The 25,621-nt window shown below is 73.3% G+C and carries 26 protein-coding genes; 13 read left to right on the top strand and 13 right to left on the bottom strand.

The genetic code is table 11. From position 1 onward, the window contains the following. Positions 1–5 precede the first annotated feature (5 nt). Positions 6–1,274 (top strand): VanZ family protein, encoded by a 1,269-nt coding sequence (locus ACFV4P_RS31700; protein WP_380476924.1) that lies wholly within the window; start codon positions 6–8, stop codon positions 1,272–1,274. A gap of 62 nt (positions 1,275–1,336) precedes the next feature. Here ACFV4P_RS31700 and argH read toward each other — a convergent pair whose 3' ends face one another. From argH to argC, 7 genes are all read right to left on the bottom strand, one after another. Then, a complete protein-coding gene (argH, locus tag ACFV4P_RS31695; protein ID WP_380476923.1) occupies positions 1,337–2,758 on the bottom strand; it encodes an argininosuccinate lyase in 1,422 nt (473 codons plus the stop codon). 91 nt (positions 2,759–2,849) lie between these two features. Then, positions 2,850–4,043 (bottom strand): argininosuccinate synthase, encoded by a 1,194-nt coding sequence (locus ACFV4P_RS31690; RefSeq protein ID WP_380476922.1) that lies wholly within the window; start codon positions 4,041–4,043, stop codon positions 2,850–2,852. 110 nt (positions 4,044–4,153) lie between these two features. Continuing rightward, positions 4,154–4,702, bottom strand: coding sequence for an arginine repressor (locus ACFV4P_RS31685; protein WP_073817129.1), 549 nt, complete (start codon positions 4,700–4,702; stop codon positions 4,154–4,156). A 25-nt stretch (positions 4,703–4,727) separates the two neighbouring features. Beyond that, positions 4,728–5,942 carry an acetylornithine transaminase gene (locus tag ACFV4P_RS31680; RefSeq protein ID WP_380476921.1) on the bottom strand — a complete coding sequence of 405 codons (1,215 nt, stop codon included), beginning with the start codon at positions 5,940–5,942 and terminating at the stop codon, positions 4,728–4,730. Continuing rightward, positions 5,939–6,871, bottom strand: coding sequence for an acetylglutamate kinase (argB, locus tag ACFV4P_RS31675; protein WP_073817135.1), 933 nt, complete (start codon positions 6,869–6,871; stop codon positions 5,939–5,941). The genes ACFV4P_RS31680 and argB overlap by 4 nt, the downstream gene beginning before the upstream one ends. 22 nt (positions 6,872–6,893) lie before the next feature. After that, a complete protein-coding gene (argJ, locus tag ACFV4P_RS31670; protein ID WP_380476920.1) occupies positions 6,894–8,066 on the bottom strand; it encodes a bifunctional glutamate N-acetyltransferase/amino-acid acetyltransferase ArgJ in 1,173 nt (390 codons plus the stop codon). Next, the gene (gene argC / locus ACFV4P_RS31665; protein ID WP_380476919.1) at positions 8,063–9,091 is read right to left on the bottom strand and encodes an N-acetyl-gamma-glutamyl-phosphate reductase; all 1,029 of its coding nucleotides are present in this window, start codon (positions 9,089–9,091) and stop codon (positions 8,063–8,065) included. Before argC ends, argJ begins: the two co-directional genes overlap by 4 nt. Positions 9,092–9,207: 116 nt before the next feature. Between argC and ACFV4P_RS31660 the strand changes: the two genes are divergently transcribed. The 3 genes from ACFV4P_RS31660 to ACFV4P_RS31650 all read left to right on the top strand — a co-directional run bounded on the left by ACFV4P_RS31660 (position 9,208) and on the right by ACFV4P_RS31650 (position 12,005). After that, on the top strand, positions 9,208–10,404 hold the full coding sequence (locus ACFV4P_RS31660) for a hypothetical protein (RefSeq protein WP_380476918.1): 1,197 nt from the start codon (positions 9,208–9,210) through the stop codon (positions 10,402–10,404). 45 nt (positions 10,405–10,449) lie between these two features. Beyond that, on the top strand, positions 10,450–11,184 hold the full coding sequence (locus ACFV4P_RS31655) for a VOC family protein (RefSeq protein ID WP_380476917.1): 735 nt from the start codon (positions 10,450–10,452) through the stop codon (positions 11,182–11,184). Between the two features lie 179 nt (positions 11,185–11,363). Further along, entirely contained in the window at positions 11,364–12,005 is a 642-nt protein-coding gene (locus tag ACFV4P_RS31650) for a TMEM175 family protein (RefSeq protein WP_380476916.1), read from the top strand. A gap of 15 nt (positions 12,006–12,020) precedes the next feature. On the opposite strand, the gene ACFV4P_RS31645 is transcribed toward ACFV4P_RS31650, so the two are convergent. Both ACFV4P_RS31645 and ACFV4P_RS31640 read right to left on the bottom strand, forming a co-directional pair. Then, positions 12,021–12,491, bottom strand: coding sequence for a hypothetical protein (locus ACFV4P_RS31645; RefSeq protein ID WP_380476915.1), 471 nt, complete (start codon positions 12,489–12,491; stop codon positions 12,021–12,023). A 129-nt stretch (positions 12,492–12,620) separates the two neighbouring features. After that, positions 12,621–13,613, bottom strand: a complete 993-nt coding sequence (locus ACFV4P_RS31640; RefSeq protein ID WP_380476914.1) for a LacI family DNA-binding transcriptional regulator — start codon at positions 13,611–13,613, stop codon at positions 12,621–12,623. A gap of 245 nt (positions 13,614–13,858) precedes the next feature. Here ACFV4P_RS31640 and ACFV4P_RS31635 point away from each other — a divergent pair, with 245 nt between their 5' ends. The 5 genes from ACFV4P_RS31635 (at position 13,859) to ACFV4P_RS31615 (ending at position 18,006) form a co-directional block, all read left to right on the top strand. Continuing rightward, positions 13,859–14,764, top strand: a complete 906-nt coding sequence (locus tag ACFV4P_RS31635) for a ribokinase (protein ID WP_380476913.1) — start codon at positions 13,859–13,861, stop codon at positions 14,762–14,764. Positions 14,765–14,857: 93 nt separating this feature from the next. Next, positions 14,858–16,204: an NtaA/DmoA family FMN-dependent monooxygenase gene (locus ACFV4P_RS31630; RefSeq protein ID WP_380476912.1), complete on the top strand. Its 1,347-nt coding sequence runs from the start codon at positions 14,858–14,860 to the stop codon at positions 16,202–16,204. A gap of 36 nt (positions 16,205–16,240) precedes the next feature. Further along, entirely contained in the window at positions 16,241–16,771 is a 531-nt protein-coding gene (locus tag ACFV4P_RS31625) for a flavin reductase family protein (RefSeq protein WP_073817162.1), read from the top strand. Continuing rightward, positions 16,764–17,189, top strand: coding sequence for a riboflavin kinase (locus ACFV4P_RS31620; protein WP_380476911.1), 426 nt, complete (start codon positions 16,764–16,766; stop codon positions 17,187–17,189). Before ACFV4P_RS31625 ends, ACFV4P_RS31620 begins: the two co-directional genes overlap by 8 nt. A 115-nt stretch (positions 17,190–17,304) precedes the next feature. Then, positions 17,305–18,006, top strand: a complete 702-nt coding sequence (locus ACFV4P_RS31615) for a nicotinamide mononucleotide transporter family protein (protein ID WP_073817168.1) — start codon at positions 17,305–17,307, stop codon at positions 18,004–18,006. A gap of 63 nt (positions 18,007–18,069) precedes the next feature. Here the strand turns inward: ACFV4P_RS31615 and ACFV4P_RS31610 are convergent, their stop codons facing one another. Beyond that, positions 18,070–19,263, bottom strand: a complete 1,194-nt coding sequence (locus ACFV4P_RS31610) for a serine hydrolase domain-containing protein (RefSeq protein ID WP_380476910.1) — start codon at positions 19,261–19,263, stop codon at positions 18,070–18,072. 212 nt (positions 19,264–19,475) lie between these two features. Here ACFV4P_RS31610 and ACFV4P_RS31605 point away from each other — a divergent pair, with 212 nt between their 5' ends. From ACFV4P_RS31605 to ACFV4P_RS31595, 3 genes are all read left to right on the top strand, one after another. Then, positions 19,476–19,976, top strand: coding sequence for a GNAT family N-acetyltransferase (locus tag ACFV4P_RS31605; RefSeq protein WP_380476909.1), 501 nt, complete (start codon positions 19,476–19,478; stop codon positions 19,974–19,976). A 164-nt stretch (positions 19,977–20,140) separates the two neighbouring features. Continuing rightward, a complete protein-coding gene (locus ACFV4P_RS31600; RefSeq protein ID WP_380476908.1) occupies positions 20,141–21,145 on the top strand; it encodes a hypothetical protein in 1,005 nt (334 codons plus the stop codon). 34 nt (positions 21,146–21,179) lie between these two features. Continuing rightward, positions 21,180–21,863 (top strand): hypothetical protein, encoded by a 684-nt coding sequence (locus ACFV4P_RS31595; protein ID WP_380476907.1) that lies wholly within the window; start codon positions 21,180–21,182, stop codon positions 21,861–21,863. Positions 21,864–21,888: 25 nt separating this feature from the next. On the opposite strand, the gene ACFV4P_RS31590 is transcribed toward ACFV4P_RS31595, so the two are convergent. Then, positions 21,889–22,410: an SMI1/KNR4 family protein gene (locus tag ACFV4P_RS31590; protein WP_380476906.1), complete on the bottom strand. Its 522-nt coding sequence runs from the start codon at positions 22,408–22,410 to the stop codon at positions 21,889–21,891. Positions 22,411–22,501: 91 nt separating this feature from the next. Here ACFV4P_RS31590 and ACFV4P_RS31585 point away from each other — a divergent pair, with 91 nt between their 5' ends. After that, on the top strand, positions 22,502–23,257 hold the full coding sequence (locus ACFV4P_RS31585) for an alpha/beta fold hydrolase (RefSeq protein ID WP_380476905.1): 756 nt from the start codon (positions 22,502–22,504) through the stop codon (positions 23,255–23,257). A 52-nt stretch (positions 23,258–23,309) separates the two neighbouring features. On the opposite strand, the gene ACFV4P_RS31580 is transcribed toward ACFV4P_RS31585, so the two are convergent. Together ACFV4P_RS31580 and ACFV4P_RS31575 are read right to left on the bottom strand one after the other, a co-directional pair. Beyond that, entirely contained in the window at positions 23,310–24,041 is a 732-nt protein-coding gene (locus tag ACFV4P_RS31580; protein WP_380476904.1) for a hypothetical protein, read from the bottom strand. Between the two features lie 53 nt (positions 24,042–24,094). After that, positions 24,095–25,600, bottom strand: a complete 1,506-nt coding sequence (locus ACFV4P_RS31575) for a hypothetical protein (protein ID WP_380476903.1) — start codon at positions 25,598–25,600, stop codon at positions 24,095–24,097. Between the last annotated feature and the right edge of the window lie 21 nt (positions 25,601–25,621).

Here is a 25,621-nt window from a genome sequence, read left to right as displayed (position 1 = left end):
GCTCAATGATTCGCGCGATCTTCAACGGGAACCCCGGCCTGCTGCCCGCGTTCCTGGTCACCGCCCTGCTGCTGGGGGCGCTGTCGTTCTTCGTCGGGAAGGCCCGCAGCTGGCCCCGCTGGTCGGCGGTGCTCGGCGGGGTGTCGGCGGCCGGGGTGCTGACGGCCACGCTGTACCCGACCGGCGGATCGGGGGCGGCGTCCCGGATGTGCCTGTACAGCCGGGACTTCGCGGCGGCGTTCAGCACCCAGCAGGGGCTGATGAACGTCGCGATGTTCGTTCCACTGGCGTTCTTCGCCGCGCACGCGACGCGGCGGCCCGCGACGGTGCTCGCGGCGTGCGTCGGCTGGTCGGCCGTCACCGAGACCGTGCAGTCGCTGACGCCGGGGATCGGTCGGGCCTGCGACTCCGGCGACTTCGTGGCCAACTCAGCCGGTGCGCTGCTGGGGGTGGCGTTGGCGGTGGCGCTGCGGCGGGCGTGGCCGGGGCGGCGGGAGTGGTCGCTCGGCGCGGTGGCGCTGGTGGTCCTGCTGGTGCCGGTGGCGGTGGTGCAGCGGGTGGCGGTGACGCCGACCTGGAGCGATGCCGCGCTGTCCCCGGCCCACGACGCGGACCAGCTCGAACTCGCCCGCCGGAACGCGGAGTTGCTGTACGGGCCGGGCACGGAGGTGGCCAATGTGCAGCACTCGGCGGCGATGGGCGAGACGCCGGAGCAGCTCCTCGTCACCACCGCCACCGGCAATTTCCGCCTGGAGTGGCCGTCGGGCCGGCTCGTCTACGGGTCGCTGATCCCGTTCGCCCCGCCGACCGGCGGCAGCGACGAGGAGGCCCGGGCGGCGGCCGACGCGTTCGCCGCGAAGTGGTTCCCCGATGTCACGAGCGGCGCCGACGTGGATGTCTACCGGGCGAACCCGGCGACCGCCCGGCGCACCGTGCAGTACCGGCGCTTCCGCGCCGACGGGCTGCTGCTGCCGATGCGGCTGGACATCGACGTGGACCCGGACGGCCGGGTCGCGCAGGTCAACTCGCGCATCGTCGACGACCCCGACCTGCCCGCCGTGACCGTCACCAAGGAGGCGGCGATCGCGGCGGTGACGTCCAAGCACTCCGGTCCGGCCAAGGGCGCGTTCCTGCTGGCGCTGAAGACGGACGGCAACTGGCGGGCCTGCTGGGCGGTCACCCTGCTGGCCGATCCCGACCCCGCCAAGCCCGGGGTGTCGTACGTCGTCGACGCGCTCACCGGCGAGGAGATCGTCGCCAACGCGAGCCGCTGACCCGAGGCGCCGACGAGAACGGGGGCCGGACGGTTCGTCCGACCCCCTGAGCTCGTGCGGTCTCAGCCGATCCAGGCCTGCTGGTCGGCCAGGTCCTGCTTGATCTCGGCGAGCTGGACGGCGACCGCCGAGGGGGCGGTGCCGCCGCGGCCGTTGCGGGAGGCGATGGCGCCGTGCACGGACAGGACCGTGCGGACGTCCGGCGTCAGGTGGGTGGAGATCGCGGCGAACTGCTCGTCCGTCAGGTCGGACAGCTCGATGCCCTCGGCCTCGCAGACCTTGACGCAGGCGCCGGCCACCTCGTGGGCGACGCGGAACGGCACGCCCTGCTTGACCAGCCACTCGGCGATGTCGGTGGCGAGCGAGAAACCGGCCGGGGCGAGCTCTTCGAGGCGCTCGCGGTGCACGGTGAGGGTGGCGATCATGCCGGTGAAGGCGGGCAGCAGGACTTCCAGGGTGTCGCAGGAGTCGAAGACCGGCTCCTTGTCCTCCTGGAGGTCGCGGTTGTAGGCCAGCGGCAGCGCCTTGAGGGTGGCGAGCAGGCCGGTCAGGTTGCCGATCAGGCGGCCGGACTTGCCGCGGGCGAGCTCCGCGATGTCGGGGTTCTTCTTCTGCGGCATGATCGACGACCCGGTGGAGAAGGCGTCGTGCAGCGTGATGAAGCCGAACTCCTTGGTGTTCCAGATGATGATCTCCTCCGCGATCCGCGAGAGGTTGATGCCGATCATCGCGGTGACGAAGGCGAACTCGGCGACGAAGTCGCGGGAGGCCGTGCCGTCGATGGAGTTGCCCACCGAGCCGCGCTCGAAGCCGAGTTCGGCGGCGACGGCCTGCGGGTCGAGGCCCAGCGAGGAGCCGGCCAGCGCGCCGGAGCCGTACGGGGAGACGGCGGTGCGGGTGTCCCACTGGCGCAGCCGCTCGGCGTCCCGGCCGAGGGCCTGGACGTGGGCGAGCACGTGGTGCGCGAACAGCACGGGCTGGGCGTGCTGGAGGTGGGTGCGGCCGGGCATCGCGGTGTCCGGGTGGGCCTCGGCGAGGCCGACCAGGGCGTGCTGGAGGTCGAGGATCAGCGCGCCGATGGTCCTGGCGTGGTCGCGCAGGTACATCCGGAACAGGGTGGCGATCTGGTCGTTGCGCGAGCGGCCGGCCCGCAGCTTGCCGCCGAGGTCGGCGCCGAGGCGCTCCAGCAGGCCGCGCTCCAGGGCGGTGTGGACGTCCTCGTCGGCGACGGTGCCGACGAACGCGCCGGACTCGACGTCGGCCAGCAGCTGGTCGAGGCCGGCCAGCATGCCGTCCAGCTCGGCGTCGCCGAGCAGGCCCGCCTTGTGCAGGACCCGGGCGTGGGCCTTGGAGCCGGCGATGTCGTAGGGGGCGAGCCGCCAGTCGAAGTGGACGGAGGCGGAGAGCTTGGCGAGGGCCTCGGAGGGGCCGTCGGCGAAGCGCGCGCCCCAGAGGCGGACGTCTGCGGGCTTGTCGGCGGTCATCGCGTGGGCTCCTTCGAGGGTGGGTCCGGTTGTGGAGGCGCCCCGGCCGCCGTGGCGGATACGGCGACCGGGGCTGGCTACTGCTGGTCGATCAGGCCAGGTCGCGGCGGGCGGCGATCTTCGAGGACATGCCGAAGATCTCGATGAAGCCCTTGGACATGGACTGGTCGAAGGTGTCGCCGGTGTCGTAGGTGGCGAGGTTGAAGTCGTACAGCGACTGGTCGGACTTGCGGCCGTTGACGACGGCGCGGCCGCCGTGCAGGACCATCCGGATCTCGCCGGAGACGGCCTGGTTGGCCTCGTCGACGAAGCCGTCCAGGGCGCGCTTGAGCGGGGAGAACCACAGGCCGTCGTAGACCAGCTCGGCCCAGCGCTGCTCGACCTGCCGCTTGTAGCGGGCCAGCTCGCGCTCGACGGTGACGTTCTCCAGGGCCTGGTGGGCGGTGATCAGGGCGATCGCGCCGGGGGCCTCGTAGATCTCGCGGGACTTGATGCCGACGAGGCGGTCCTCGACCATGTCGAGGCGGCCGATGCCCTGGGCGCCGGCCCGCTTGTTCAGCTCCTCGATGGCCTGCAGGACGGAGACCTTGCGGCCGTCGATGGCGACCGGGACGCCGGCGTCGAAGGTGATGACCACCTCGTCGGCCTCGCGCGGGGTGGCCGGGTTCTGGGTGTACTCGTAGACGTCCTCGATCGGGGCGTTCCAGATGTCTTCCAGGAAGCCGGTCTCGACGGCGCGGCCGAAGACGTTCTGGTCGATCGAGTACGGGTTCTTCTTGGTGGTGACGATCGGGAGGTTCTTGGCCTCGGCGAAGGCGATCGCCTTGTCGCGGGTCATCGCGTAGTCGCGGACCGGGGCGATGCACTTCAGGTTCGGGGCCAGCGACTGGATGCCGACCTCGAAGCGGACCTGGTCGTTGCCCTTGCCGGTGCAGCCGTGGGCGACGGTGGTGGCGCCGTGCTTCTGCGCGGCGGCGACCAGGTGCTTGACGATCACCGGGCGGGACAGCGCGGAGACCAGCGGGTACTGGCCCTGGTAGAGGGCGTTGGCCTTGAGGGCCGGCAGGCAGTACTCGTTCGCGAACTCGTCGCGGGCGTCGGCGACCTCGGCCTCGACGGCGCCGCAGTCGAGCGCGCGCTGGCGGATGACGTCGAGGTCCTCGCCGCCCTGGCCGACGTCGACCGCGACGGCGATGACCTCGGCGCCGGTCTCCTCGGCGATCCAGCCGATGCAGACGGACGTGTCCAGACCGCCCGAGTAGGCGAGTACGACGCGCTCAGTCACGGCTTTCTCCTTCAGTACAGGTTTCATGCGGCGTTAGGCATAAGTATGCACGAGTGCGTATGCATTGCCAAACCGGTGGCACTCAGTGGGTCTGTCGCAGGTCGGGAGGGCTACTGCGACTTGGCCTGGGCGAGCTGCATCAGGTGGTCGGCGAGCGCCTGCCCGCCGGCCGCGTCGCGGCTGATCAGCAGCACGGTGTCGTCGCCGGCGATGGTGCCGATGATCTCGAACACCTCGGCGGTGTCGATCGCGGAGGCCAGGAACTGGGCGGCGCCGGGCGGGGTGCGCAGCACGACCAGGTTGCCGGAGGCGGTCGCGGAGACCATCAGTTCGCCCGCCAGCCGGGCCATCCGGGCCTCGCTGGCGGACTCGCCCATGGGGGCGCGCGGGGTGCGGTCGCCGCCCTCGGCCGGGACGGCGTAGATGAGCGCGCCGTCCCGGTTGCGGATCTTCACCGCTCCGAGTTCGTCCAGGTCCCGGGAGAGGGTGGCCTGGGTGACCACGAGGCCGTCGTCGGCGAGCAGTTTGGCCAACTGGCTCTGTGAGCGGACGGGTTGGCGGGTCAGCAGGTCCACGATCCGGCGGTGTCGCGCGGTGCGGGTCTGCGGGACCTGCGGCAGGGGGCCTGCCGTGGTCGACTCGGGGCGGGGTTCGGTCATAACTGATGATTCTCCTGAAAGACGCTCAGCTGTTCGCGTCGGGGGCCGTTTCGCGGACCGTTCGGAGGATCGCGGGCAGCGCGGCGAGGAACCGGTCGGCCTGCTCCTCGGTCAGGATCAGCGGCGGGACGAGGCGTACGGCGTCCGCGACGGCGGCGTTGACCAGGAAGCCGGCGTCCTGCGCGGCGGTCTGCACCTGGGCGGCGACCGGCCGGGTGAGCACGATGCCGAGCAGCAGGCCCTTGCCGCGGACCTCGGCGACCAGCGGGTCGCCGATCGCCTCGATGCCGTGGCGCAGGCGCTCGCCGAGCTTGCTGACGTGCTCCAGCAGGCCCTGCTCCTCGATGGTGCGCAGCACGGCGAGGCCGGCGGCGGCGACCACGGGGTTGCCGCCGAAGGTGGTGCCGTGCTGGCCGGGGGCGAGCAGTTCGCCGGCGTCGCCGAAGGCGAGCACGGCGCCGATCGGCAGGCCGCCGCCGAGGCCCTTGGCGAGGGTGACGATGTCCGGGTCGACGCCGTCCTCGGCCTGGTGGGCGTACCACTGGCCGGTGCGGCCGATGCCGGTCTGGATCTCGTCCAGGACCAGCAGGGTGCCGGTGGCGCGGGTGATCTCGCGGGCGGCCGACAGGTAGCCGTCGGGCATCGGGATCGCGCCGTTCTCGCCCTGGACGGGCTCGATGAAGACGGCGGCGGTGTCGGTGGTGACGGCCTGCCGGAGGGCTTCGACGTCGCCGAGCGGGACGTGCGTGACGTCGCCGGGCAGCGGCTTGAAGGGCTCCTGCTTGGCGGGCTGCGCGGTGAGCGCGAGGGCGCCCATGGTGCGGCCGTGGAAGGCGCCCTGGACGGAGACCAGGTGGGTGCGGCCGGTCAGCCGGGAGATCTTGAAGGCGGCCTCGTTGGCCTCGGCGCCGGAGTTGCAGAAGAACACCCGGGCCGGGCGGCCGGCCAACTCGACGAGCTTCTCGGCGAGTTGGACGGTCGGCTCGGCCATGAACAGGTTGGAGACGTGGCCCAGGGTGGCGATCTGGCCGGTGACGGCCTCGACGATCGCGGGGTGCGCGGTGCCGAGTGCGTTGACGGCGATGCCGCCGACCAGGTCGAGGTACTCGTTGCCGTCGGCGTCCCACAGCAGGGCGCCCTCGCCGCGCACCAGCGGGATGCGCGGGGTGCCGTAGTTGTGCATCAGGGTGTGCCGGTACCGCTCGGTGATGGCTGCGTTGCTGCTCGGTGTGTCGCTCATGCCAGGCCCCCCAGTACGGTGGTCTCGTCGTCGGGCACGACCATGGTGCCGATGCCCTCGTCGGTGAAGATCTCCAGCAGCAGGCTGTGCTGGACCCGTCCGTCCAGGACGCGGGCGGTGCCGACGCCGGAGCGGACGGCGCGCAGGCAGCCCTCCATCTTGGGGAGCATCCCGGTGGCCAGGGTCGGGAGCATCTCCTCCAGTTCGGAGGCGCTGAGCTGGCTGATCACGTCGTCGGAGTTCGGCCAGTCCTGGTAGAGGCCCTCGACGTCGGTGAGCACGACCAGCATTTCGGCGTCGAGCGCGACCGCCATGGCGGCGGCGGCCGTGTCGGCGTTGATGTTGTAGATGTGGCCGTCGGCGCCGCGGGCGATCGAGGAGATCACCGGGATGCGGCCGTCGGCGATCAGCGCCTTGACCGCGCCGGCCTCGATGTTGACGATGTCGCCGACCAGGCCGATGTCGACCTGTTCGCCGTCGACCACGGCGTAGCGCTTGACCGCCGTCATGGTGTGGGCGTCCTCGCCGGTCATGCCGACGGCGAACGGGCCGTGCGCGTTGAGCAGGCCGACGAGTTCGCGCTGGACCTGCCCGGCGAGCACCATCCGGACCACGTCCATGGTCTCGGGGGTGGTGACGCGCAGGCCGGCGGTGAACGAGGACTCCAGGCCGAGCCGGTCGAGCTGGGCGCTGATCTGCGGGCCGCCGCCGTGCACCACGACGGGGTGCAGGCCGGCGTAGCGGAGGAAGACCACGTCCTGGGCGAAGGCGGCCTTGAGCTCCTCGTCGACCATGGCGTTGCCGCCGAACTTGATGACGACGGTCTTGCCGTGGAAGCGCTCCAGCCAGGGCAGCGCCTCGATCAGGGTGCGGGCCTTGGGCAGGGCGGCGTTGCTGCGGGCCTGTTCGCCCTTGGGTGCGATCTGCATGGCGTGTGTCGATTCCCCCGGGTCAGCTGGAGTAGGCGCTGTTCTCGTGCACGTAGTCGGCGGTCAGGTCGTTGGTCCAGATGCTGGCGGAGGCCCGGCCGGCCTTCAGGTCGGCGGTGATGACGACCTCGCGGCCCTTCATGGAGACCAGGTCGCGGTCGTCGCCGACGCCGCCGCCCCGGCAGACCCAGACGCCGTTGATGGCGACGTCCAGCTGGTCGGGGTCGAAGGCGGCGGAGGTGGTGCCGATCGCGGACAGCACCCGGCCCCAGTTGGGGTCCTCGCCGTGGATGGCGCACTTGAGCAGGTTGCTGCGGGAGATCGTGCGGGCGACGTCGACGGCCTCGTCCTCGGTGGCGGCATTGACGATGTCGATCCGGATGTCCTTGGACGCGCCCTCGGCGTCGCCGATCAGCTGGCGGGCCAGGTCGGCGCAGACGGTGCGCACGGCCTCGGCGAACTCGCCCTGCTCGGGGTTGACGCCGGACGCTCCGGAGGCGAGCAGCAGCACCGTGTCGTTGGTGGACATGCAGCCGTCGGAGTCGACCCGGTCGAAGGTGGTGCGGGTGGCGTCGCGCAGCGCGGCGTCCAGGCCGGCGGCGTCGACGGCGGCGTCGGTGGTGACGACGACCAGCATGGTGGCCAGGCCCGGGGCGAGCATGCCCGCGCCCTTGGCCATGCCGCCGACCGTCCAGCCCGCCGGGGCGGTGACCTGGGCGGTCTTGTGCACGGTGTCGGTGGTCTTGATGGCGATCGCGGCGGCCTCGCCGCCGGTGCCGCCGAGTTCCTTCGCGGCCAGCTCGATGCCGGGCAGCAGCTTGTCCATCGGCAGCCGCTGGCCGATCAGGCCGGTGGAGCAGACCGCGACCTCGATCGCGCCGACGCCGAGTTCGGCGCCGACCTTCTCGGCGGTGGCGTGGGTGTCCTGGAAGCCCTCCGGGCCGGTGCAGGCGTTCGCGCCACCGGAGTTGAGGACGACGGCGGCCAGCTCGCCGTCCTTCAGCACCTGCCGGGACCACTTGACCGGCGCGGCCTGCACCCGGTTGGAGGTGAACACGCCGGCGGCGGCGCGCTGCGGGCCGTCGTTGACGACCAGCGCCAGGTCCGGGGTGCCGGACGCCTTGATGCCGGCGGTGACGCCCGCCGCGCGGAAGCCCTTGGCCGCGGTGACGCCGAGGTTCCGAGTGTCCGTCATGGTGCGACTCCATTCAGCGGGAGACCGAGCTCCTCGGGCAGTCCGAGGGCGATGTTCATGCTCTGCACCGCGCCGCCGGCGGTGCCCTTCACCAGGTTGTCGATCGCGCTGATCGCGATGATCCGCCCGGCGTACTCGTCCAGCACCACCTGCAGCACGGCGGCGTTCGAGCCGTAGACGGACGAGGTGTGCGGCCACTGGCCCTCGGGCAGCAGGTGGACGAACTTCTCGTCGCCGTAGGCCTGTTCGTACGCGGCGCGGAGCTGCTCGGCGGTGGTGCCGGGCCTGGCCTTTGCGGAGCAGGTGGCGAGGATGCCGCGCGGCATCGGGGCCAGGGTGGGCGTGAAGGAGACGGTGACCGGCTCGCCCGCGAGCGGGGTCAGGTTCTGCGCCATCTCCGGGGTGTGGCGGTGGCCGCCGCCGACGCCGTACGGGCTCATCGAGCCCATCACCTCGCTGCCCAGCAGGTGCGTCCTGGCGGCCTTGCCCGCGCCGGAGGTGCCGGACGCGGCGGTGATCACCGCCTCCGGCTCGGCCAGGCCCGCGGCGTACATCGGGAACATCGCCAGCGTCACGGCGGTCGGGTAGCAGCCCGGTACCGCGATCCGCTTGCTGCCCTTCAACGCCTCGCGGTGGCCCGGGAGTTCGGGCAGCCCGTAGGGCCAGGTGCCGGCGTGCGGGGAGCCGTAGAACTGCTCCCAGTCCGCCGAGGACGTCAGCCGGTGGTCGGCGCCGAGGTCCACCACCAGGACGTCCTCGCCCAGCTGGGCGGCGACCTCGGCGGACTGGCCGTGCGGCAGGCCGAGGAACACGATGTCGTGCCCCGCCAGCGTCTGCGCGTTCGTAGGCTCCAGCACCCGGTCGGCCAGCCCGATCAGGTGCGGCTGCAGCGCGCCGAAGCGCTGCCCCGCGTTGGAGCCGCCGGTCAGCGCCCCGATCTCCACCTCCGGATGCCCTTGCAGCAGCCGCAGCACCTCGCCGCCCGCATACCCGCTCGCTCCGGCGACAGCAACTCGCAATACCATGGCATTCCCTCCTGAATCCCAGCATGAATATACGCAGCTCGGCAAAATCATGCAAGAATGCCGACTGTCGTACCGGCTCCCCCGCGGTTGTCGTACCCGGGTTCTAGCGTGCCGCCATGACCGAACTCGCAGCACTGGCCCGCATACCGGGCGACAGCGCCTTCCCGGCGGAGCGGCTGACCTGCCACCCGCGACTGCCGCTGGCCGTCGCCACGTCGAGCGGCAGCCGCGCCGTCCGCGTTCTCGACCTCGCGGAGGGGCACCTGCGGGAGTTGGCCGTGCTCGACGTCGAACCGGGCACGTCCCCGTGGGGCGACTCGCGGCCGCAGACGGTCGCCTGGCACCCGCACCGGCCGCTGCTGGTCGTGGCGGACGGGGAGTCCCTGCTGCGGTGGGCCGCCGACGGGTCGGCCGATCCGGTGCGCACCCCGGCCGGGACGGCGTACGACGCCCTGGCGTTCAGCCCGGACGGCGGGACGCTGTGGGCCGCGCCGTCCGCCGAGGACGGCTGGGAGCGATCGGACGTCCTCGACCCCGGCACCGGCGCGGTCACCGCCACCGCCCGGCAGTGGGACACCGGCGTCTCCGTCCACCCCTCCGGCGCGCTGGTCGCCACCCTGTCCAGCGACCAGGGTGCCACGTCCTGCCTGTTCGCCCGCCCCGGCGACGGCCCCGCGTCGGCGATGCGGACGCTGCGGCAGACGCTGATCCTGGACGTCGACGGCTACGGCGCCCCGCTGTTCAGCGCCGACGGGCGGCACGTCGCGGTCCGCGGCAACGCGTACGTCGACTCGCTGGACGTCTTCGCCTTCCCCTCGCTGCGGAGCGTCCTGTCGACGACGCTCTCCGAGGACCGCTCGGTGGAGTGGCCGCACGACAACCTCGCCTGGGACGCCCGGCCCGGCACGCTGTGGATCGGCACGCCCACCGGCTCGCTCCTCGAACTCGACGTCGAGTCCGAGGAGGCCACCGAGCACGCCTCCCCCGACGACGTCCCGGTCTCCGCCCTGGCCGCCACCGCGACCGGCGACCTGCTGGTCGCCCGCGCCGACGGCGGACTCGTCCTGCTGTCGGTGCGGGCTGATGCTCCCGCCCCCGCCGTCGAACCGAACGACGACGTCGCGGTGTTCCTCGCAGGGACGGAAGACGCTCCGCTGGAAGGCGAGTTGGACGACCACCTCGTCCTCACCGACGGCACCCGCGACTGGACGGACGACGACCTCGCCACGGTGACGGAGACCGCCCCCGGCGATCCGACCTGGCTCCGGATCCAGGCCTCGATGAACCGGTTCCGGGCCGAATCCGGGACCTGACGCCCGATCGGCCCGGGGCGGGTCGCGGTGCATAGGATCGCCGGCATGGCACTGCGACCCGCCCATCTGATCATCAAGGCCGTCGACCCGGTGGCGGTCGGCCGTTTCTGGGCGCAGGCCCTCGGCTGGACCGCCCACCACCCCGGTGTGACCACGTACGTCGCGCCGCCCGGCGAGCTGGTGTGGCCGCACCCCACCGCCGTCGGCCTCGACCTGGTGCCCGTCCCGGAGGCCAAGGGCCCGGTCAAGAACCGCACCCACCTCGACCTCGCCACCCACTCCCCCGCCCACCAGGCCGAACTGGTCGCCCGTCTGCTGGCGCTCGGCGCGACGCCGGTCGATCTCGGCCAGGGCGACGTCCCGTGGACGGTCCTCGCCGACGTCGAGGGCAACGAGTTCTGTGTGCTGGAGCCCCGCGAGGTCTACCGGGACACCGGCCCGATCGCCGCCGTCGTGGTCGACTGCGCGGACCCGCGGGCGATGGCCCGGTTCTGGGGCGGGGCGATCGACTGGACGGTGCACGAGGTCGCCGACACCCACGCGTCGCTGCGCGCCGCCGCCGGAACCGGCCCCTACCTGGAGTTCCTCCGCTCCACCGACGGCCGCCTCGCCCCCGACCGCCTCCACCTCGACCTGCTGCCCGGCGGCGACCCGTCCGCCGAGGTCGCCCGCCTGCTGGACCTCGGCGCGACGCCGGTCGACCTCGGCCAGGGCGACGTCCCGTGGACGGTGCTGGCAGACCCGGAGGGGCACGAGTTCTGCGTGCTCGCGCCGCACTGACGCGTAGGGCGCAGGCAGCCGCGGCACTCCTCGCGAGAACGGAAGTCGCGCCGCCGGAGGGCGAGTTGGAGAAGCACCTCGGTGTCACCGACAGCACCTGCACCGGGGCCGACCTCGACACGGCCGTGTCGCCCGCCCGGCTGCGGGGCCGGTCGGCGCCGCCGCCCTAGAGTGACCGCATGGCCACGGACAGCGACGCCGCCGGCACTGCGCCCGAGGGGGCGTACAGCTCCCCGGGGCGGCTGGTCGCGCTGTCCGACAGCGTCTACGCGATCGCCCTGACCCTGCTCGTGCTGAACATCTCCGTGCCGGGCGGGCTGGAGCACGCGCAGTTCACGCACGCGCTCCACGACGTGTGGCCCCGACTCGGCACGTACGGCCTGAGTTTCGTCGTCATCGCCGCGCTGTGGCGGGACCACCGGCAGATCTTCGAGTTCGTCGGGCGGGTCGACCGCGCGTCGATCCAGCTGACGCTGGCGAGTCTCGGCGCGGTGGCACTGCTGCCGTTCCCGACGGCCATGCTGTCCGACTACGGGGGGCGCGAGCCGCTGGTGGTGACGTTCTACGCCGCCACGATCTGCGCGGCCAACCTGCTGCACCTGCTGCTGTTCGTCAGACTCCTGCGGCACGCCCCGCTGCGTGCCCGCGCGATCCCGCGGCGGGTCGTCCGGAGCACGGCGGTGGACCATGCCGGGACGATCCTGATCGCCGCGGCGACCGCGGCGGTCGCGTGGGCCGTCTCGCCCACCGCCGGGCTCTCCATGTGGCTCGCCGCGCTCCCGTGCGGCCTCGTGGCCCGCAGGATGCGGCGGCCGTGGTGAGCGGCGGCGGACCGGTCAGGCGTCCGGCTGAGTGACCGTCAGTCCCCAGTGCACGTCCGGCGCCGAGGCCGTGACCCCGACCTGGAAGGAGCGGCTCGTCTCGGCCGCCACCACCACCGAACCCAGGCCGACCGTGTCGGCGGGGCAGGCGACGGTGAACTCCACCGGGGTGAGGTCGCCGTAGGACGGGGTGAAGCGGACCTGCACCTCGCCCGCGCTGCCGCTGCCGCCCCGGCAGCCGACCGTCACCGTGGCGGGCATCGAGTTGCCTGCGACCGTGACGGCCCCGCCGTCACCGATCCAATCCGGGATCCACAGCACCCCGTCGGGCCCCGGGTGCGGCAGGATCTGCCCCGTCCCGGGCGTCCCGTGCTCGGCGCTCCCGCTCTGCCCGGCGAACGCCGGCCCCACCGCCACCGCGGCGCCCGTCACGGCCGCCAGCGCGGCCGTCAGCGCAGCCGTCCTGGCGAAAGTCGTCCGCTTCATGGTTTCCCCCTCCGTCACCGCCGGGCCCGAACGGCCCGACGTGTCCGAACAGTCTCGTGGCCGCCGACGGGGCCCGCGTGAGTACGGATACTCAAGTGCCGGGTGCGCGGCCGACGGCCCGGCCGGCCGTCAGGCGTTGGCGTCGGTGGAGGCCCGGACCACCAGTTGCGGGGCGAAGCGTTCCACGTTCTCCGCCCGTTCCCGCGCCGACGCCTGGAGCAGGGTGAGCGCCCGTTCGGCCATCGCGGCGAGCGGGTGGCGGATGGAGGTGATGGGCGGGTCGAGGAGTTCGAGTATCTCGGTGTCGTCGAAGCCGGTGACGGCGATCTCCCCGGGGACGGACACGGCCGAGCGCTGCAGGGTGGAGACCAGGCCGACGGCGAGGACGTCCGCCCCGCAGACGACGGCGTCGATCTCGTCGCGCCGCTCGGCGATCCGGCGTCCGGCGGTGCGACCGGCGTCGGTGGTGAAGCTGGGGAGCAGCACGGTGGCGGCGCCGTCGCCGCGGGCGGAGGTGAACGCGGCGAGGCGTTCCGCGCCGGAGGAGGAGGCCTGGTCGGCGGCGACCAGGGCGATCCGGTGGCGGCCGAGGGTGTCGAGGTGGTCGAGGAGCAGGCGCATCGCGGCGGCGTTGTCGAGGGTGACGGCGACCGTTCCGGAGCGGCGCGCCCAGCGGTCGAACTGGACGACGGGGGCCCGTTTGGCGGCGGCGCGGACGGCGGGGCCGGAGCCGGCGGCGGAGACGGGGACGACGACCAGGCCGTCGACGCGTCCGCTGAGCAGGGTCTCGATCTGTTCGGCCTCGATGTCGACGGAGTTCGCGGCGTCGGAGACGACGAGTTGGCCGCCGGCGGCGCGGACCTGCTGGGCGATGGCGTCGGCGAGCTGGACGAAGTAGGGGTTGGCGAGGGAGGGGACGACGACGCCGACGGTGCCGGTGGTGCCGGTGCGCAGGGCCCGCGCGGAGTGGTTGGTGCGGTAGCCGAGTTCGCGGGCGGCGTCCTCGACGCGGCGGGCGAGTTCGGGGTCGACGTTGCGCGGGGTGCCGGCCAGGACGCGCGAGGCGGTCGCGCGGGAGACGCCCGCGGCCGCGGCCACATCGAGGAGTCGGGGCGCTGTCACTGGGGTCCTCCCCGGTCGGGAACGGTGCCAAGAGGCGTGGTCGGTCATGGTGTTGGCGGCGGCCTTGGTGGGTGCGCCGACGCGGGTCCGATGTCGAAACGGTGTCGGCGCGGTCTCGGATCGGTCGGCCGCGGACCGGTGCGCCCGAGTCGGCGGAATGCGCAGCACGAGGGTACTTGACGGTGGGTGAGGGCTGGGCCAGAGTGTGGGAGATCGATCTCCCATGGAGCTCCCGAGGAGCACAGATGCCGTCCATCACCGTCGTCGGTTCGGTCAACCGCGATCTTGTGCTGACCGTTCAGGACCTGCCGCGACCTGGCGAGACCGTGCTCGCGGAGCGCTTCGTGGAGGGCGTCGGCGGCAAGGGCGCCAACCAGGCCGTGGCGGCCGCCCGGCTCGGTTCGCGGGTACGGCTGGTGGCCCGGGTCGGGGCGGACGCGGAGACGATCCTGCGGGCGCTGGCCGCCGAGGGCGTGGACGTCGCGGCGGTGCTCCCGGCCGAGGACGCCAGCACCGGGATCGCCTCGGTGGTGGTCGACCATGCGGGCGAGAACACCATCGTGGTCAACCCGGGCGCGAACGCGGCGCTCACGGTCGCCGACCTTCCGGCCCAACTGGCCTGCGCGGGCGAGGTGTTGCTGGTGCAGCACGAGATCTCACCCGAGGTGGTCGCGGCGGCGGTGCTGCGGGCGCGGGAGCAGGGCGGCCGGGTCGTCCTCAACCCGGCCCCGGCGCGGCCGGTCGCGTCCGAGGTGCTGGCGGCCGTGGACGTCCTGGTCCCCAACCTGGGCGAGCTCGCCACCCTGCTGGGCGTCGAGCGACCGACCGGTCCGGACGGCGCCCGCGAGCTGCTGGAGAGCGTCCAACTGCCGTGCGACGCCGTAGTGGTGACGCTCGGAGCGGACGGGGCGCTGGTCAAGCAGCCCGGCCGCCCGGCCGTCCACCTGCCCGCGCCGGTGGTGGACGCCGTCGACACGGTCGGCGCCGGCGACACCTTCTGCGGGGCGCTCGCCGACTCCCTCGCCCGCGGCAGCGACCTGCTCGCCGCCGCCGAACGCGCCGTCCGGGCAGCCTCGTTGGCGGTCACCGGGCTCGGCGCGCAGTCCTCGATGCCGTCCGCGGCGCAGCTCGACCCCCCACCCGCCTGCTGACCGCACGGCAGCAATCTTTCCAACTCGACTCTACTCAGCCTTTTCTGACGAATCGTCAGCTTCCCTGTACCACCGGTTCAACGGAGAACACCCATGCGCAGCCTCAAGCTCGGACTGTTCGAGAACGCCCAGACCAACGCGAGCGGCACCGCCACCTGGCGGCACCCCGACAGCCGTCGGCACGAGTTCGACACGCTCGGCTACTGGCGCGAGGTCGCGCAGCTCTGCGAGGACGCCAAGTTCGACTTCCTGTTCCTGGCGGACGCCTGGGGCTGGTCGGAGATCAACGGGGTGCGCCCGCCGATCGCCACCGAGGAGACCCTCGACCTGCCGCGCCTGGACCCGTTCGTGGTCGCCTCGGCGCTGCTCGCCTCGACCACCGACCTGGGCCTGGTGGTGACGGGCTCGGTGCTGGTGGAGCCGCCGTACGCGTTCGCCCGCCGCCTGGCCACCCTGGACCAGCTGTCCGGCGGCCGGCTGGGCTGGAACATCGTCACCACCGGCACCGCCGACACGGCCGTGAAGGCGTTCGGGATGGACATGGTGGCGCACGACGACCGGTACGCGATGGCCGAGGACTTCCTGGAGCTGGTCTACAAGTACTGGGAGGGCGCCTGGGAGCCGGACGCCCTGGAGAAGGACAAGGCGGGCCGGTTCGCCGACCCGGCGAAGGTGCACCTGGTCGAGCACGAGGGCCCGTACTTCCGTTCGCGCGGCTACGGCAACACGTCGCGTTCCCCGCAGGGCACCCCGGTGCTGTTCCAGGCGGGCGCGTCCCCGGCGGGCCGCCGGGTCGGCGGACGGCACGGCGAGTGCATGTTCGTCGGCAGCGGCAGCGTCGAGCAGTTGGCGGGCCACACCAGGGCGATCCGCGAGGAGGCGGTGAAGGCCGGCCGCTCCGCCGACCAGGTCAAGGTCATGTCGGCGTTCTCCTGCGTGGTCGGCGCGACCACCCAGGACGCCGAGCGCCGCTGGCAGCGGATCCTGGACGCGCAGCGCCCGGAGGTCACCGTGGCCTCGTACGCGATGTTCACCGGCCTGGACCTGTCCTCGTACGCGCCGGACACCCCGATGAGCGAGCTGTCCACCGAGATGTCCCAGACCCAGGTCGCCCGGTTCGCCGGCAAGACGGTCGGCGACGTGCTCGCCGACTGGCACACCCACGGCGTCGGCGCCCGTCCGGTGGTCGGCACCGCCGAGGAGATCGCCGACGAGATCTGCGCGCTCGCCGAGGGCGCGGACCTGGACGGCTTCCTGCTCTCGCCGCCCGTGCAGCCCGCGTCGACCGTCGAGTTCGTCGAGTCGGTGCTGCCGATCCTGCGCGCCCGCGGCGTGTTCCGCGGCGAGTACGCGGACGGCGAGTCGCTGCGCGAGCGCCTGACCGGCGCCGACGACCGGGCGCTGCCGGCCAGCCACCCGGCCGCCCGGTACCGCCACTGACCCACCCCCACCCGTGACGAGAGGACGGCGACGGCCATGGCCATTCCCGCCCCCCACCCCACCACCGCACCGGAGCGCAGCGGCCCGGACCTGAGTGCGGACGTGCTGCGCCGGGCCTTCGGGGCGTACCCCACCGGTGTGGTCGCGATCGGCGCGCTGCGCGACGGCGCGCCGGACGGGTTCGCGGCGAGCTCGTTCGTGTCGATCTCGCTGGAACCGCCGATGATCGCGGTCAGTGTGGCCCGCACCTCGACCACCTGGCCGCGCCTGGCGGACCTGCCGGTGCTGGGGCTGAGCGTGCTCAGCCACGGCCAGGGCGCGCAGTGCCGCCGGCTGGCGTCCCGGGCGGGCGACCGCTTCGAGGGCACCGACTGGCAGGCGACGGCGGACGGCGCCGTGCTGATCGAGGGCGCCGCGCTGTGGCTGACCGCCACGGTCGGCGCGGTGTACGACGGCGGCGACCACGAGATCGTCCTGATGAAGCTGCTCACCGCCGAACTGTTCCCCGGCGTGGAGCCGCTGGTGTTCCACACCAGCCAGTTCCGCGAGCTGTCCCCGCATGCCTGAGTCCGTCCCGACCCGCCTGTCCGGCACCGTCGTCCACGGTGCCGGACGGGGCCGGGGGCTGGGCTTCCCCACCGCCAACGTCTCCCCCGACCCCGGTTCGGACGTTCCACCGCCCGCCGTCTACAGCGGCTGGCTGGCCCGCCCGGCCACCGGTGGCGTGCACCGCGCGACGATCAGCATCGGCACCAACCCCACCTTCGAGGACGGTCCGCTGATCCACACCGAGGTGTACTGCCACGACACGTCGGACGACCTGTACGGCGAACGCGTCGAACTCCGGTTCGTCGCCCGGATCCGCGACACCGTCCGGTTCGCCTCGGTGGACGAGCTGCTGCTCGCCGCCCGGGCGGACGTCCGCCGCTCGGAGGCACTGCTCGACTCTGCGCACGGCCGCCGCGCGCGGCCGGTCTTCACCTGACGTTCCGTCAGTTTCCTTTCCCCACAAGCCCGGTCGGCCCCGCTCTCCCGCTTCCCCCGTAGCGGGGCCGGCCGCTCCTCCCCCTCCTCGCTCCGAACGAACAAAGGTGTGAGCAATGAGCGCATTCCACTGGCTGAACGAGCAGTTCAGCTTCTTCGGACTCCCCGTCTACTGGTCCGACTTCCTGGGCAACATCCTGGCGCTCGCCACCGTCTGGCTGGCCCTGCGGCGGTCCCTGGTGGCCTGGCCGGTGCAGATCCTCGGCTCGGTGTTCCTGCTGATCGCCAGCCTGAACGTGCACCTCGGCGGCAACGCCGCCCGGCAGGTCGTCATCATCGTGTCGGCGACCTGGGGCTGGGCCACCTGGAAGCGCAGCCGCGAGAAGGAGGGCAGCATCAACGTCCGCTGGGCGACCTGGACCGAGCGCACCGTCCTGATAGCCGCGATGGCGCTCGGCACCGGGGCGTTCGCCGGGCTGCTCAAGGCGACCGACGCCTCGTTCTACCCGGGCGCGCCGTGGTGGATGGTCCTCGCGGACGCCTGGATCTTCGTCGGCTCGATCCTCGCCATGTACAGCCAGGCCCGCCGCTACATCGAGTTCTGGTTCGTCTGGCTGGCCGTGGACCTGGTCGGCGTGCCGCTGGCCATCCACTCGGAGCTGTACTTCTCCGGCATCGTCTACGGCATCTTCTTCGTCATGGTGCTGCTGGGCATCCGCGACTGGGCCTCCCGCAGCCAGCCGCAGGACATCGCCTCCCCGCTGGAGCCGGCCGTCCAGGTCGAGAGCCGCGACGAGAACCGGCACTCCGCGCACTGACCCCCACCGCCCGCGGCAGGTCGGCCCCACCCCCATGGGGGCCGGCCTGCCGCGACGTGTGCGTCAGGACGCCCGGAGCGCCCGGTGGACGGCCGCGATCAGGCGGTGGTTCTCCGGGCCCGCGCCGTACCGGGACGGGAAACCGAAGCGCCGACGGTTGTAGGCGTAGGCGAGACCGGTGGCCGGGTCGGCGAATCCGAGCGAGCCGGTGGCGCCGCTGTGGCCGAACGCGTCGAGGCTCAACGGGCGGAAGATCCCGGTGAGTTGCTCGAAACCGAGGCCGAACGCGTCCTCCAGTCCGGTGCACAGGTCGATGCCGTGGAACTGCGGACGGGCGAACTCGGCGACGGTCTCCGGCTTCAGCAGCGGGGCCCGGCCGTCCAGCTCCCCGATCGCCGCCGCGTACATCCGCGCCACGCCGCGCGCGGTGCCGACGCCGCCGGCCGAGGCCTGCCCGAGGGCGCGCACCGCACGGGTGTTGGCGAACTCCACCAGGTCGGTCGGCGCGGGCCCGTTCCGGTTGCCGGCGGCGGCGACGATGCTGGTCGGGTCGAGCGTCCGGGCCGCCAGCTGCTCGGCCTCCTCCGGCGTCGGCACCAGCGGCAGCGTCTCGGCGCGGCGCGCCTCCAACTCCTCGGGCAGGCCGAGGTAGAAGTCCAGCCCGTACGGGGCGCGGACCCGCTCCTCGAAGATCTCCTGGATCGAGCGGCCGGTCACCCGCCGCACCACCTCGCCGGTCAGCGCGCCGATCACGAACGCGTGGTAGCCGTACCCCGATCCCGGCTCCCAGAACGGCCGTTGGGCCGCCAGCCGGGCCGCGATCAGCCGGTCGTCGGCGAGTTCCTCGGCGGTGAAGCCGCCGTCCACGCCGACCACGCCGGAGCGGTGCGCGAGCAGCTCGCGCAGCGTCAGGCGGTCCTTGCCGTGCGCGCCGAACTCCGGCCAGTACGAGGCTACTTCGCGGTCCAGATCGAGCACGCCGTCCTGCACCAGGAGCGCCACCACCAGGTGCGCCGCGCCCTTGGAGATCGAGAACACGTTCATCAGCGTGTCGGCGTCCGTCCCGCCGCCGGCCCACAGGTCGACCACCCGCCGCCCGCCGACGTGCACCGCCAACTGCGCCTCCGGCGCGACGTGCATCTCGCCCAGCACCGCGGCGAATTCGTCCCGCACACCCTCGAACCCCGCCGCCACGGCGCCCTGCACCGCATCGCCCCGCACCGCATCACCCTGCACCGCATCACCCTGCCGCGCCATCGCCGCGCCCCCGCTCGTCCGCTCACCCGGCCGTCCGTCGACCGAAGAGCCCAACTACCGTTCCCCCACGAAGATTCCCACCTCCGACGAGCTGCCAGGATCATCCTGTGACCACCGCCTTCCACCTCGACCGCACCCTGGCCGCCCGCCCCTTCGCCGACGGCCGCGTCCTCGACTGCGCCACGTGAGGTGCGCAGTGCGATGATCAGGGGGTGGCCGAACCGGTGATCCGTCCGCGACAGAACGACGACCTGCCCTCCTGCGTCCGGGTGTTGGCCGCCGTCCACCGGGCCGGCGGGTACCCGGCGGTGTGGCCGACCGAGCCGGAACGTTGGTTGACGCCGCGGGAGTTGATCGGCGGGTGGGTCGCTGTCGACGGGCCGGCCGTGCTCGGGCATGTGGCGCTCACCCGTGCGAAGCCCGGCCTGGCCGCGGCGGCCGGGCTCCCGGCCGAGCAGCTCGCGGCCGTGGCACGGCTGTTCGTCGACGTGTCGGCCCGCCGGACGGGGCTGGCCTGTGCGCTGCTGGACCGGGCGGTGCAAGCGGCGACCGAGGGCGGGTGCCGGCCGGTGCTGGAGGTCGCGTCCGACGCCGCGGGAGCCATCGCGCTGTACGAGCGGGCCGGGTGGCGGCACCTGGGCACCGCGCCCGGGGGCTGGCTCACGGCCGCCGGGCAACCCGCTGTGGTCCGCACCTATCTCGGCCCGGCCTGACCTTCGCCCGGTCTGACCTTCGCCCGGTCTGACCTTCGCCCGGCGCCGTCCACTACTCGTGGGACGATACGAAAACCGGTTCGCCTGAGGTCGGCGGTTCAGGAGAGACTTCCTGGTCGCGATCGGTGCGCCGATCACCGCCGTCCCTGAGCCCAAGGTTTCGCATGACCGTTCCCGCCCCGCCCGACCGCCCCGAGTCCGAGCCCACCGTCGAGGCCGCACCGGCCGCCGCGCTGGCCGTCGAAACCGCGGCGGCGGCGCAGCCCGTCAAGAACCCGTGGGCCGCGCCGGATCCGAACGCGGTCCCGCCGGTGGCGCAGGCACCGGTCGCGGCGGGCGGGTACTGGCAGCAGCCGTTCACCGCCCCGGCCCCGCAGGCGCGGAACGGCATGGGCGTGACGGCGCTGGTGCTCGGGATCGTCGCCGTGGTGCTCTCGCTGCCGCTGATCCTGTTCTGGTTCACCTGGCTGCCCGCCCTGCTCGCGGTGATCTTCGGCATCATCGGCATGAACCTGGCCCGCAAGGGCCTGGCCACCAACCGGGGGTTGGCGCTGACCGGCGTCGTCCTGGGCGGCGTGGGCCTGCTGGCGTCCGTCGGCACCGGCGTCCTCGCCGTCGTCGAGCTGCGCGACACCATCCGCGAGCACGACCGCACGGTGCAGGAGCAGCAGCACAGCACGGCCGAGCGGCAGCGCCTCGCGGACGAGCAGCGGCAGCGGAGCGCCGCCGAGCAGGAGGCGAAGGCCGCCGACGAGCGGGCCCGTCGCCTGTCCTTCGGCGGGACCTACACCTACCCCGACGGCCTGAAGGTCACCATGGCCCGGCCGACGGCCACCACGCCGAGCCGCAGCGGCGGCGCACAGCTCCCCGAGGACGCGACGTTCGTGCAGGTTCAGGTGACGGTGGTCAACACCACGTCCGCCGAACTGTCGCTGTACGGCTCGGGCCTGCTCATCGTCAAGGACGCCAACGGCACCCTGCTGCACCCGCTGTTCGGCGGCGGCCAGTACAAGGGCCTGCCGCAGTCCCTCGCGCCCGGCCAGGAGGCGACCGCACTGGAGACGTACGGCCTGCCGAACGCCTCGGCCGACCCGTTCTCGCTCCAGTTCACCCACGGCACCCGGCTGGAACGCAAGGACGTGATCTGGACGGGCGCCCCGCCGCACTGATCCACCGCCCTTCCCCCGCACCGGAGTTGCCCCCGTGACCGCCCTCTCCGAGCTCGCCGCCCTCGGCGAGCCCGCCCTCGCCGTCGCCGACCCCGCCCGCCGGCTGCTCGCCGTGGCGTGCGCCGACGAGTACGGCGACGCCATGACGCTCGGCCTGTTCGAGACCGGTGCCCGGCCCCGGCTGCTGCGCCGGACCGACTGCGCGTACCCCGTCCACGCGCTGGCGTTCCACCCGGGCAAGCCGCTGCTCGCGGTGGGCATCGGCGACTACGACGGCGGCTACCACTTCGAGGGCCAACTGCTGCTGCTGGGCCTCGACAACGGCACCGAGCGGGCGATGTTCGCGCACGACTGGGGCCGCCAGGTGCTCGCCGCCGAGTGGCTGGACGACACCCGGCTGCGCCTGCACCTCGCCCCGCACGACGACTACAAGGACGACGCCGCGCACCGGGAGGCCCACGTGGTCGTCCTGGAGTGCCCCGACTGGGTCTCCGCCCTCGGCCGCACCGTCCCGGACGACCGCCTCCGGGGCCCGCGCGTCCCCTTCCCGCGCCCCGACCACCGTTCCGCCGACCACCGTTCCGCCGAACACCGTTCCGCCGAACACCGTTCCGCCGAACACCGTTCCCCAGACCACCGTTCCCCAGACCACCGTTCCGCCGCCCGCGAGTTGGCGAACCGGCTGCTCGACCCGCCGGCCGGGCGCCACCACCGCTGACCGTCCGGAGACGCGCGCCGCGCGCTCAGCGGCAGAGCTCCTGGATCGTGTCGTCGAACCCGGGGAACTCCGCGGCCGCCTCCTCGATCACCTCGGCGGGCGACTGCCTCCGCCCGGCCGCCAACTCCTCGGCGACGGAAAGGAGTTCGGGCCACGTCCGGGCGGTCCGGCACTGTCGGGGTTCGGCGGCCTCGGTGGGCCCGCAGCCGCCTGCCAGCAGCCACAGGAAGGCCGCCGGGTCGCGGGCCACCACGGCGGTCCCGCCCTCGGAGCCGAGATGGACGACCGGTTGCTCGTCCAACGGCCGCCCCGCACGGACCAGCCAGAACGCCGCGAACCCGCCGCTGCCGTCCTGTCCGAACACCCGGAACTCCCGGCCGTCCGTCTCCTCGTTGCCCGTCCAGGCCCGGAACCAGAAGGCGGTGTCCTCGGCGGACAGGAACCCCGGGTACGGCTCGAAGTCGATCCGGTCGCCCGCTCCGCCCAGGACGGCGGCCGTCACGGCGGCCAGTGCGGCGGGGAACTGTCGGCCATCCGCGCTGTTCACGGGTCCCGAGCCTACGGCCTGCCTCCGTCCCCGCGTACGAACTGGCGGACCGGCCGTTCGGGCGGGCGGTTCTCGGGGAACGACCGAGTGCATGACGATTGCTCACCGCTTGACCGGCACCGGCGACCACCACGTCCTGGTCCTCCACGACTGGTTCGGCACCAGCGCCGGCTGGGGCCCGTTCCTCGACTACCTCGACGGCGACGCCTTCAGCTACGCCTTCCTCGACTACCGCGGCTACGGGCAGCGCAAGGACGTCGCCGGCGCGTACACGCTCGCCGAGATCGCCGCGGACGCGCTCGCCCTGGCCGATCAACTCGGCTGGGAACGCTTCTCCCTGGTCGGCCACTCGATGGGCGGGAAAGCGGCCCAGCAGGTCCTTGCCGAGGCGCCGCTGCGGGTGCGCAAGCTGGTCGGCCTGGCCCCGGTGCCGGCCGGGGCGTACCCGCTGGACGAGGCGGGCGAGGCGCTGTTCTACGGCGCCGCCGAGGACCCGGAGAAGCGCCTCGCGATCCTCGACCTGGTCACCGGGCAGCGGGCCGGCCGGATCTGGCTGGAGCGCATGGTCAACCAGTCGCTCCGGCTGTCCAGCCCCGAGGCGTTCGGCGGCTACGTCCGCGACTGGGCGACGGCCGACCTGGAGCAGCGGATCAGCGGCAACCCGGTGCCGGTCAAGGTGATCGTCGGCGAGCACGACCTCGCCCTCACCGCCGACGTGATGCGCGGCACCTTCCTCACCCACTACCCCAACGCCGAACTCGAGGAGCTGGGCGGCAGCGGCCACTACCCGATGTACGAGACGCCGGTGGCCCTCGCGGCGTCCCTGGAGGGCTTTCTCCACAACTGACGCCGCAGCCGACGCCGCAGCTGACGCCCCGCTTGGGGCGGCCGGTCCGGGCTCAGCGGTGCGGCGGCTGCCCGCCGCCGGGCCCGGCCAGGCCGAACCGTGCGGCCAGCCACCGGGTCCGCTCGGCCGCCGGGACGCTGCCGTCCACCGTGACGACGTCGAGGCCGTGCCGCTCCGCCTGGCGGCGGACCTCCCGGTCCCACAGGGCGTCGCGCGCCAACCGGAGCGCCAGCAGGTCCGAGGGGTCGCCGCTGCCCCAGGTCGCCCGGGCGCGCTGCCGGTCGGCGTAGCGCGCCCGGAGGGCCTCGGCGCGGAACTCGGGTGTGGGCAGCAGGAAGACTGCCTGTTCGGGCCGGGTGAGCAGCGGTGCGAGGTGGTCGGGCAGGATGCCGAAGTAGTCGACCACGACGAGCCGTTCGGCCGTTCCGCGGCCGCAGCGGCCGCAGCGCTCGCAGAGCTCGTCGAGGTCGTCGAGGTCGTCGACGAGGAAGTCGACGGTCTCGCCGTGCAGGCCCGCCATCGACCGGAACACCTGCTCCGGCGTCCGCCCCTCCCACCCGCCGCCCGGCGGCGTGCCGCGGAGTGCGGCCAGGTGCGGGTGGCGTTGCGGCGTGCAGCGGGCGAGCCAACTGTGTTCCGCGCGATCGCCGTTGAAGATCTCGACGCCGTACTGTTCGGCGAGCGCGCGGGCCGCCGTGCTCTTTCCGGCCGCTGTCCCGCCTGCGATCCAGCGGACCTGGGCGAGCCTCTCGGCCGTTGTGTCGGGCGGGAGTTGAGTGTTCACACGGCCATGGTCCCGGTGCCGTCAAGCCGTTGAGCCGTCAGGCCCTGTGGCCGTCAACCCGCCCCAGGCATCAGGCGCAGCAGTTCGGCCACCGGCAACGCCGGGTTGGCCGCGGCGCTCTGGGCGGTCACCGGGTCCGAGTCGTCGAGCATGGCCAGGAGTTGGGGCAGCGGAAGGGCCGGATGGGCGGCGGCCTTGCGGCGGGCGCGGGCGTCGCGCAGGCAGGCGGTGAGGGTGGCCCCGTCGGCGGCGGGGTGGTCGGCGAGGGCGCGCAGGGTGGCGACGTTGTGGTCGGCGTGGACGAGTTCGGCGAGCAGGTCGGTACTCGCATCGGGGTTGGCAGCGATTCCGGCCGCGACGGCGCGGCCGTGCCGTCGGCGCATGGCTCTCAACTGCCCGTCGTCCAGGCCGGGGTGGGGGGCGACGGCGGCGGCGACCTTGGCGACGGGGTCGGCGGCGAGCAGGTCGCGGACGGGGTCGGGCAGGTCGCGGCGGAGTGCGGTGAGGCGGCGCAGTTCGGGGTTGGCGGCGGTGGCCGTCGCGTCCAGTTCGGCCCGGGTGGCGGCGGCGATCCGGGGCGGCAGCAGCGGCCCGAGCCGAACGGTGCCGCACAGCCGGTCGAGGACGTCCAGCGCGATCAGCGGATGGTGGGCGGCACTTCGGCGTACCTCGTCGGACGGGTCCTCGGCCAGGCGCCGCAGCAGTTCGTCCCCGATCGCGGGGTTGCTCGCCAGTGGCTCGCGCACCCAGATCGCCGGGTCGGCGGCGAGCGCGGCGTAGGCGTGTGCGGGCAGGTCGGTGCGGGCGGCGAGTCTCTCCCGCAGGAACGCCGACGGGGCGTCGAGGTACCGCATCGCCGCGGCGACGGGCGTGGCCGGGTTCCAGAGCACGACTCTCAGGATCATGTGCCGGGCGTACTGGTGTGTCCCGTCGCACGCCGCGCCACCGGGCAGGGTGCAGTCCGGGTCCGGGCAGTCCGGCGGGTGCACCCAGGGGACGGGGTGTCGCGCACAGGTGTCGCAACTCGCCAGCGGTGGACGGTCGTTGATCAGGTCGGCCAGGACGGCGGGCGGCGCGCCCTCGTTGAACCCGAGTGCGGCGCGGACGTGTTCCGACGGGTGGGCCGCCAGTAGCGCGGCGACCTCCGGGTCGGTGGTCTCCTCGGCCAGTTCGACCACCACGGCGAGTTCGGCGTCGCCCGCCAGCCGCCGCGCCACCTCCGCCGGGAGGCCCGGGCAGGCCGCCAACTCCGCGCGCAGCTCGGGCCGTTCGACCAGCACGGCGGCCCACCGGGTGGGTGCGAGCCCGGCCCTCAGCAGGCCGAGCGCGGCCACCGGCTGCCGCACCGGATCGACCCGCGCGGCGGTCAACTGCCCGCTCTCCGCCAGGATTCGCGCCTCCACGACGCCGCGCCCGGCCAGTACCTCGACCTGCCCCGCCGTCAGCACACTCCGCTCGGACAGTTCCATCGACAGCTCCGGCAGCTCCACCAGCCGGTCCACCGCCTCGACCGGCAGCGCAGGGTTCTCGGCCAGCCCGGCCCACACATGACGACGCATCCCGGCATCCTCCCCGACCGC

The organism is Kitasatospora sp. NPDC059795 (assembly GCF_042732175.1).
Classification (GTDB): domain Bacteria; phylum Actinomycetota; class Actinomycetes; order Streptomycetales; family Streptomycetaceae; genus Kitasatospora.
Note: the sequence above shows the minus strand (reverse complement) of the source record. Positions and strands in the feature narration are given on the sequence as shown.

Coding starts and splice junctions, on each gene's coding strand:
- ACFV4P_RS31700 (WP_380476924.1), top strand. CDS start 6: ATGATTCGCGCGATCTTCAACGGGAACCCCGGCCTGCTGCCCGCGTTC.
- argH (WP_380476923.1), bottom strand. CDS start 2,758: ATGACCGCCGACAAGCCCGCAGACGTCCGCCTCTGGGGCGCGCGCTTC.
- ACFV4P_RS31685 (WP_073817129.1), bottom strand. CDS start 4,702: ATGACCGAACCCCGCCCCGAGTCGACCACGGCAGGCCCCCTGCCGCAG.
- ACFV4P_RS31680 (WP_380476921.1), bottom strand. CDS start 5,942: ATGAGCGACACACCGAGCAGCAACGCAGCCATCACCGAGCGGTACCGG.
- argB (WP_073817135.1), bottom strand. CDS start 6,871: ATGCAGATCGCACCCAAGGGCGAACAGGCCCGCAGCAACGCCGCCCTG.
- argJ (WP_380476920.1), bottom strand. CDS start 8,066: ATGACGGACACTCGGAACCTCGGCGTCACCGCGGCCAAGGGCTTCCGC.
- argC (WP_380476919.1), bottom strand. CDS start 9,091: ATGGTATTGCGAGTTGCTGTCGCCGGAGCGAGCGGGTATGCGGGCGGC.
- ACFV4P_RS31660 (WP_380476918.1), top strand. CDS start 9,208: ATGACCGAACTCGCAGCACTGGCCCGCATACCGGGCGACAGCGCCTTC.
- ACFV4P_RS31655 (WP_380476917.1), top strand. CDS start 10,450: ATGGCACTGCGACCCGCCCATCTGATCATCAAGGCCGTCGACCCGGTG.
- ACFV4P_RS31650 (WP_380476916.1), top strand. CDS start 11,364: ATGGCCACGGACAGCGACGCCGCCGGCACTGCGCCCGAGGGGGCGTAC.
- ACFV4P_RS31645 (WP_380476915.1), bottom strand. CDS start 12,491: ATGAAGCGGACGACTTTCGCCAGGACGGCTGCGCTGACGGCCGCGCTG.
- ACFV4P_RS31635 (WP_380476913.1), top strand. CDS start 13,859: ATGCCGTCCATCACCGTCGTCGGTTCGGTCAACCGCGATCTTGTGCTG.
- ACFV4P_RS31630 (WP_380476912.1), top strand. CDS start 14,858: ATGCGCAGCCTCAAGCTCGGACTGTTCGAGAACGCCCAGACCAACGCG.
- ACFV4P_RS31625 (WP_073817162.1), top strand. CDS start 16,241: ATGGCCATTCCCGCCCCCCACCCCACCACCGCACCGGAGCGCAGCGGC.
- ACFV4P_RS31620 (WP_380476911.1), top strand. CDS start 16,764: ATGCCTGAGTCCGTCCCGACCCGCCTGTCCGGCACCGTCGTCCACGGT.
- ACFV4P_RS31615 (WP_073817168.1), top strand. CDS start 17,305: ATGAGCGCATTCCACTGGCTGAACGAGCAGTTCAGCTTCTTCGGACTC.
- ACFV4P_RS31610 (WP_380476910.1), bottom strand. CDS start 19,263: ATGGCGCGGCAGGGTGATGCGGTGCAGGGTGATGCGGTGCGGGGCGAT.
- ACFV4P_RS31600 (WP_380476908.1), top strand. CDS start 20,141: ATGACCGTTCCCGCCCCGCCCGACCGCCCCGAGTCCGAGCCCACCGTC.
- ACFV4P_RS31585 (WP_380476905.1), top strand. CDS start 22,502: ATGACGATTGCTCACCGCTTGACCGGCACCGGCGACCACCACGTCCTG.
- ACFV4P_RS31575 (WP_380476903.1), bottom strand. CDS start 25,600: ATGCGTCGTCATGTGTGGGCCGGGCTGGCCGAGAACCCTGCGCTGCCG.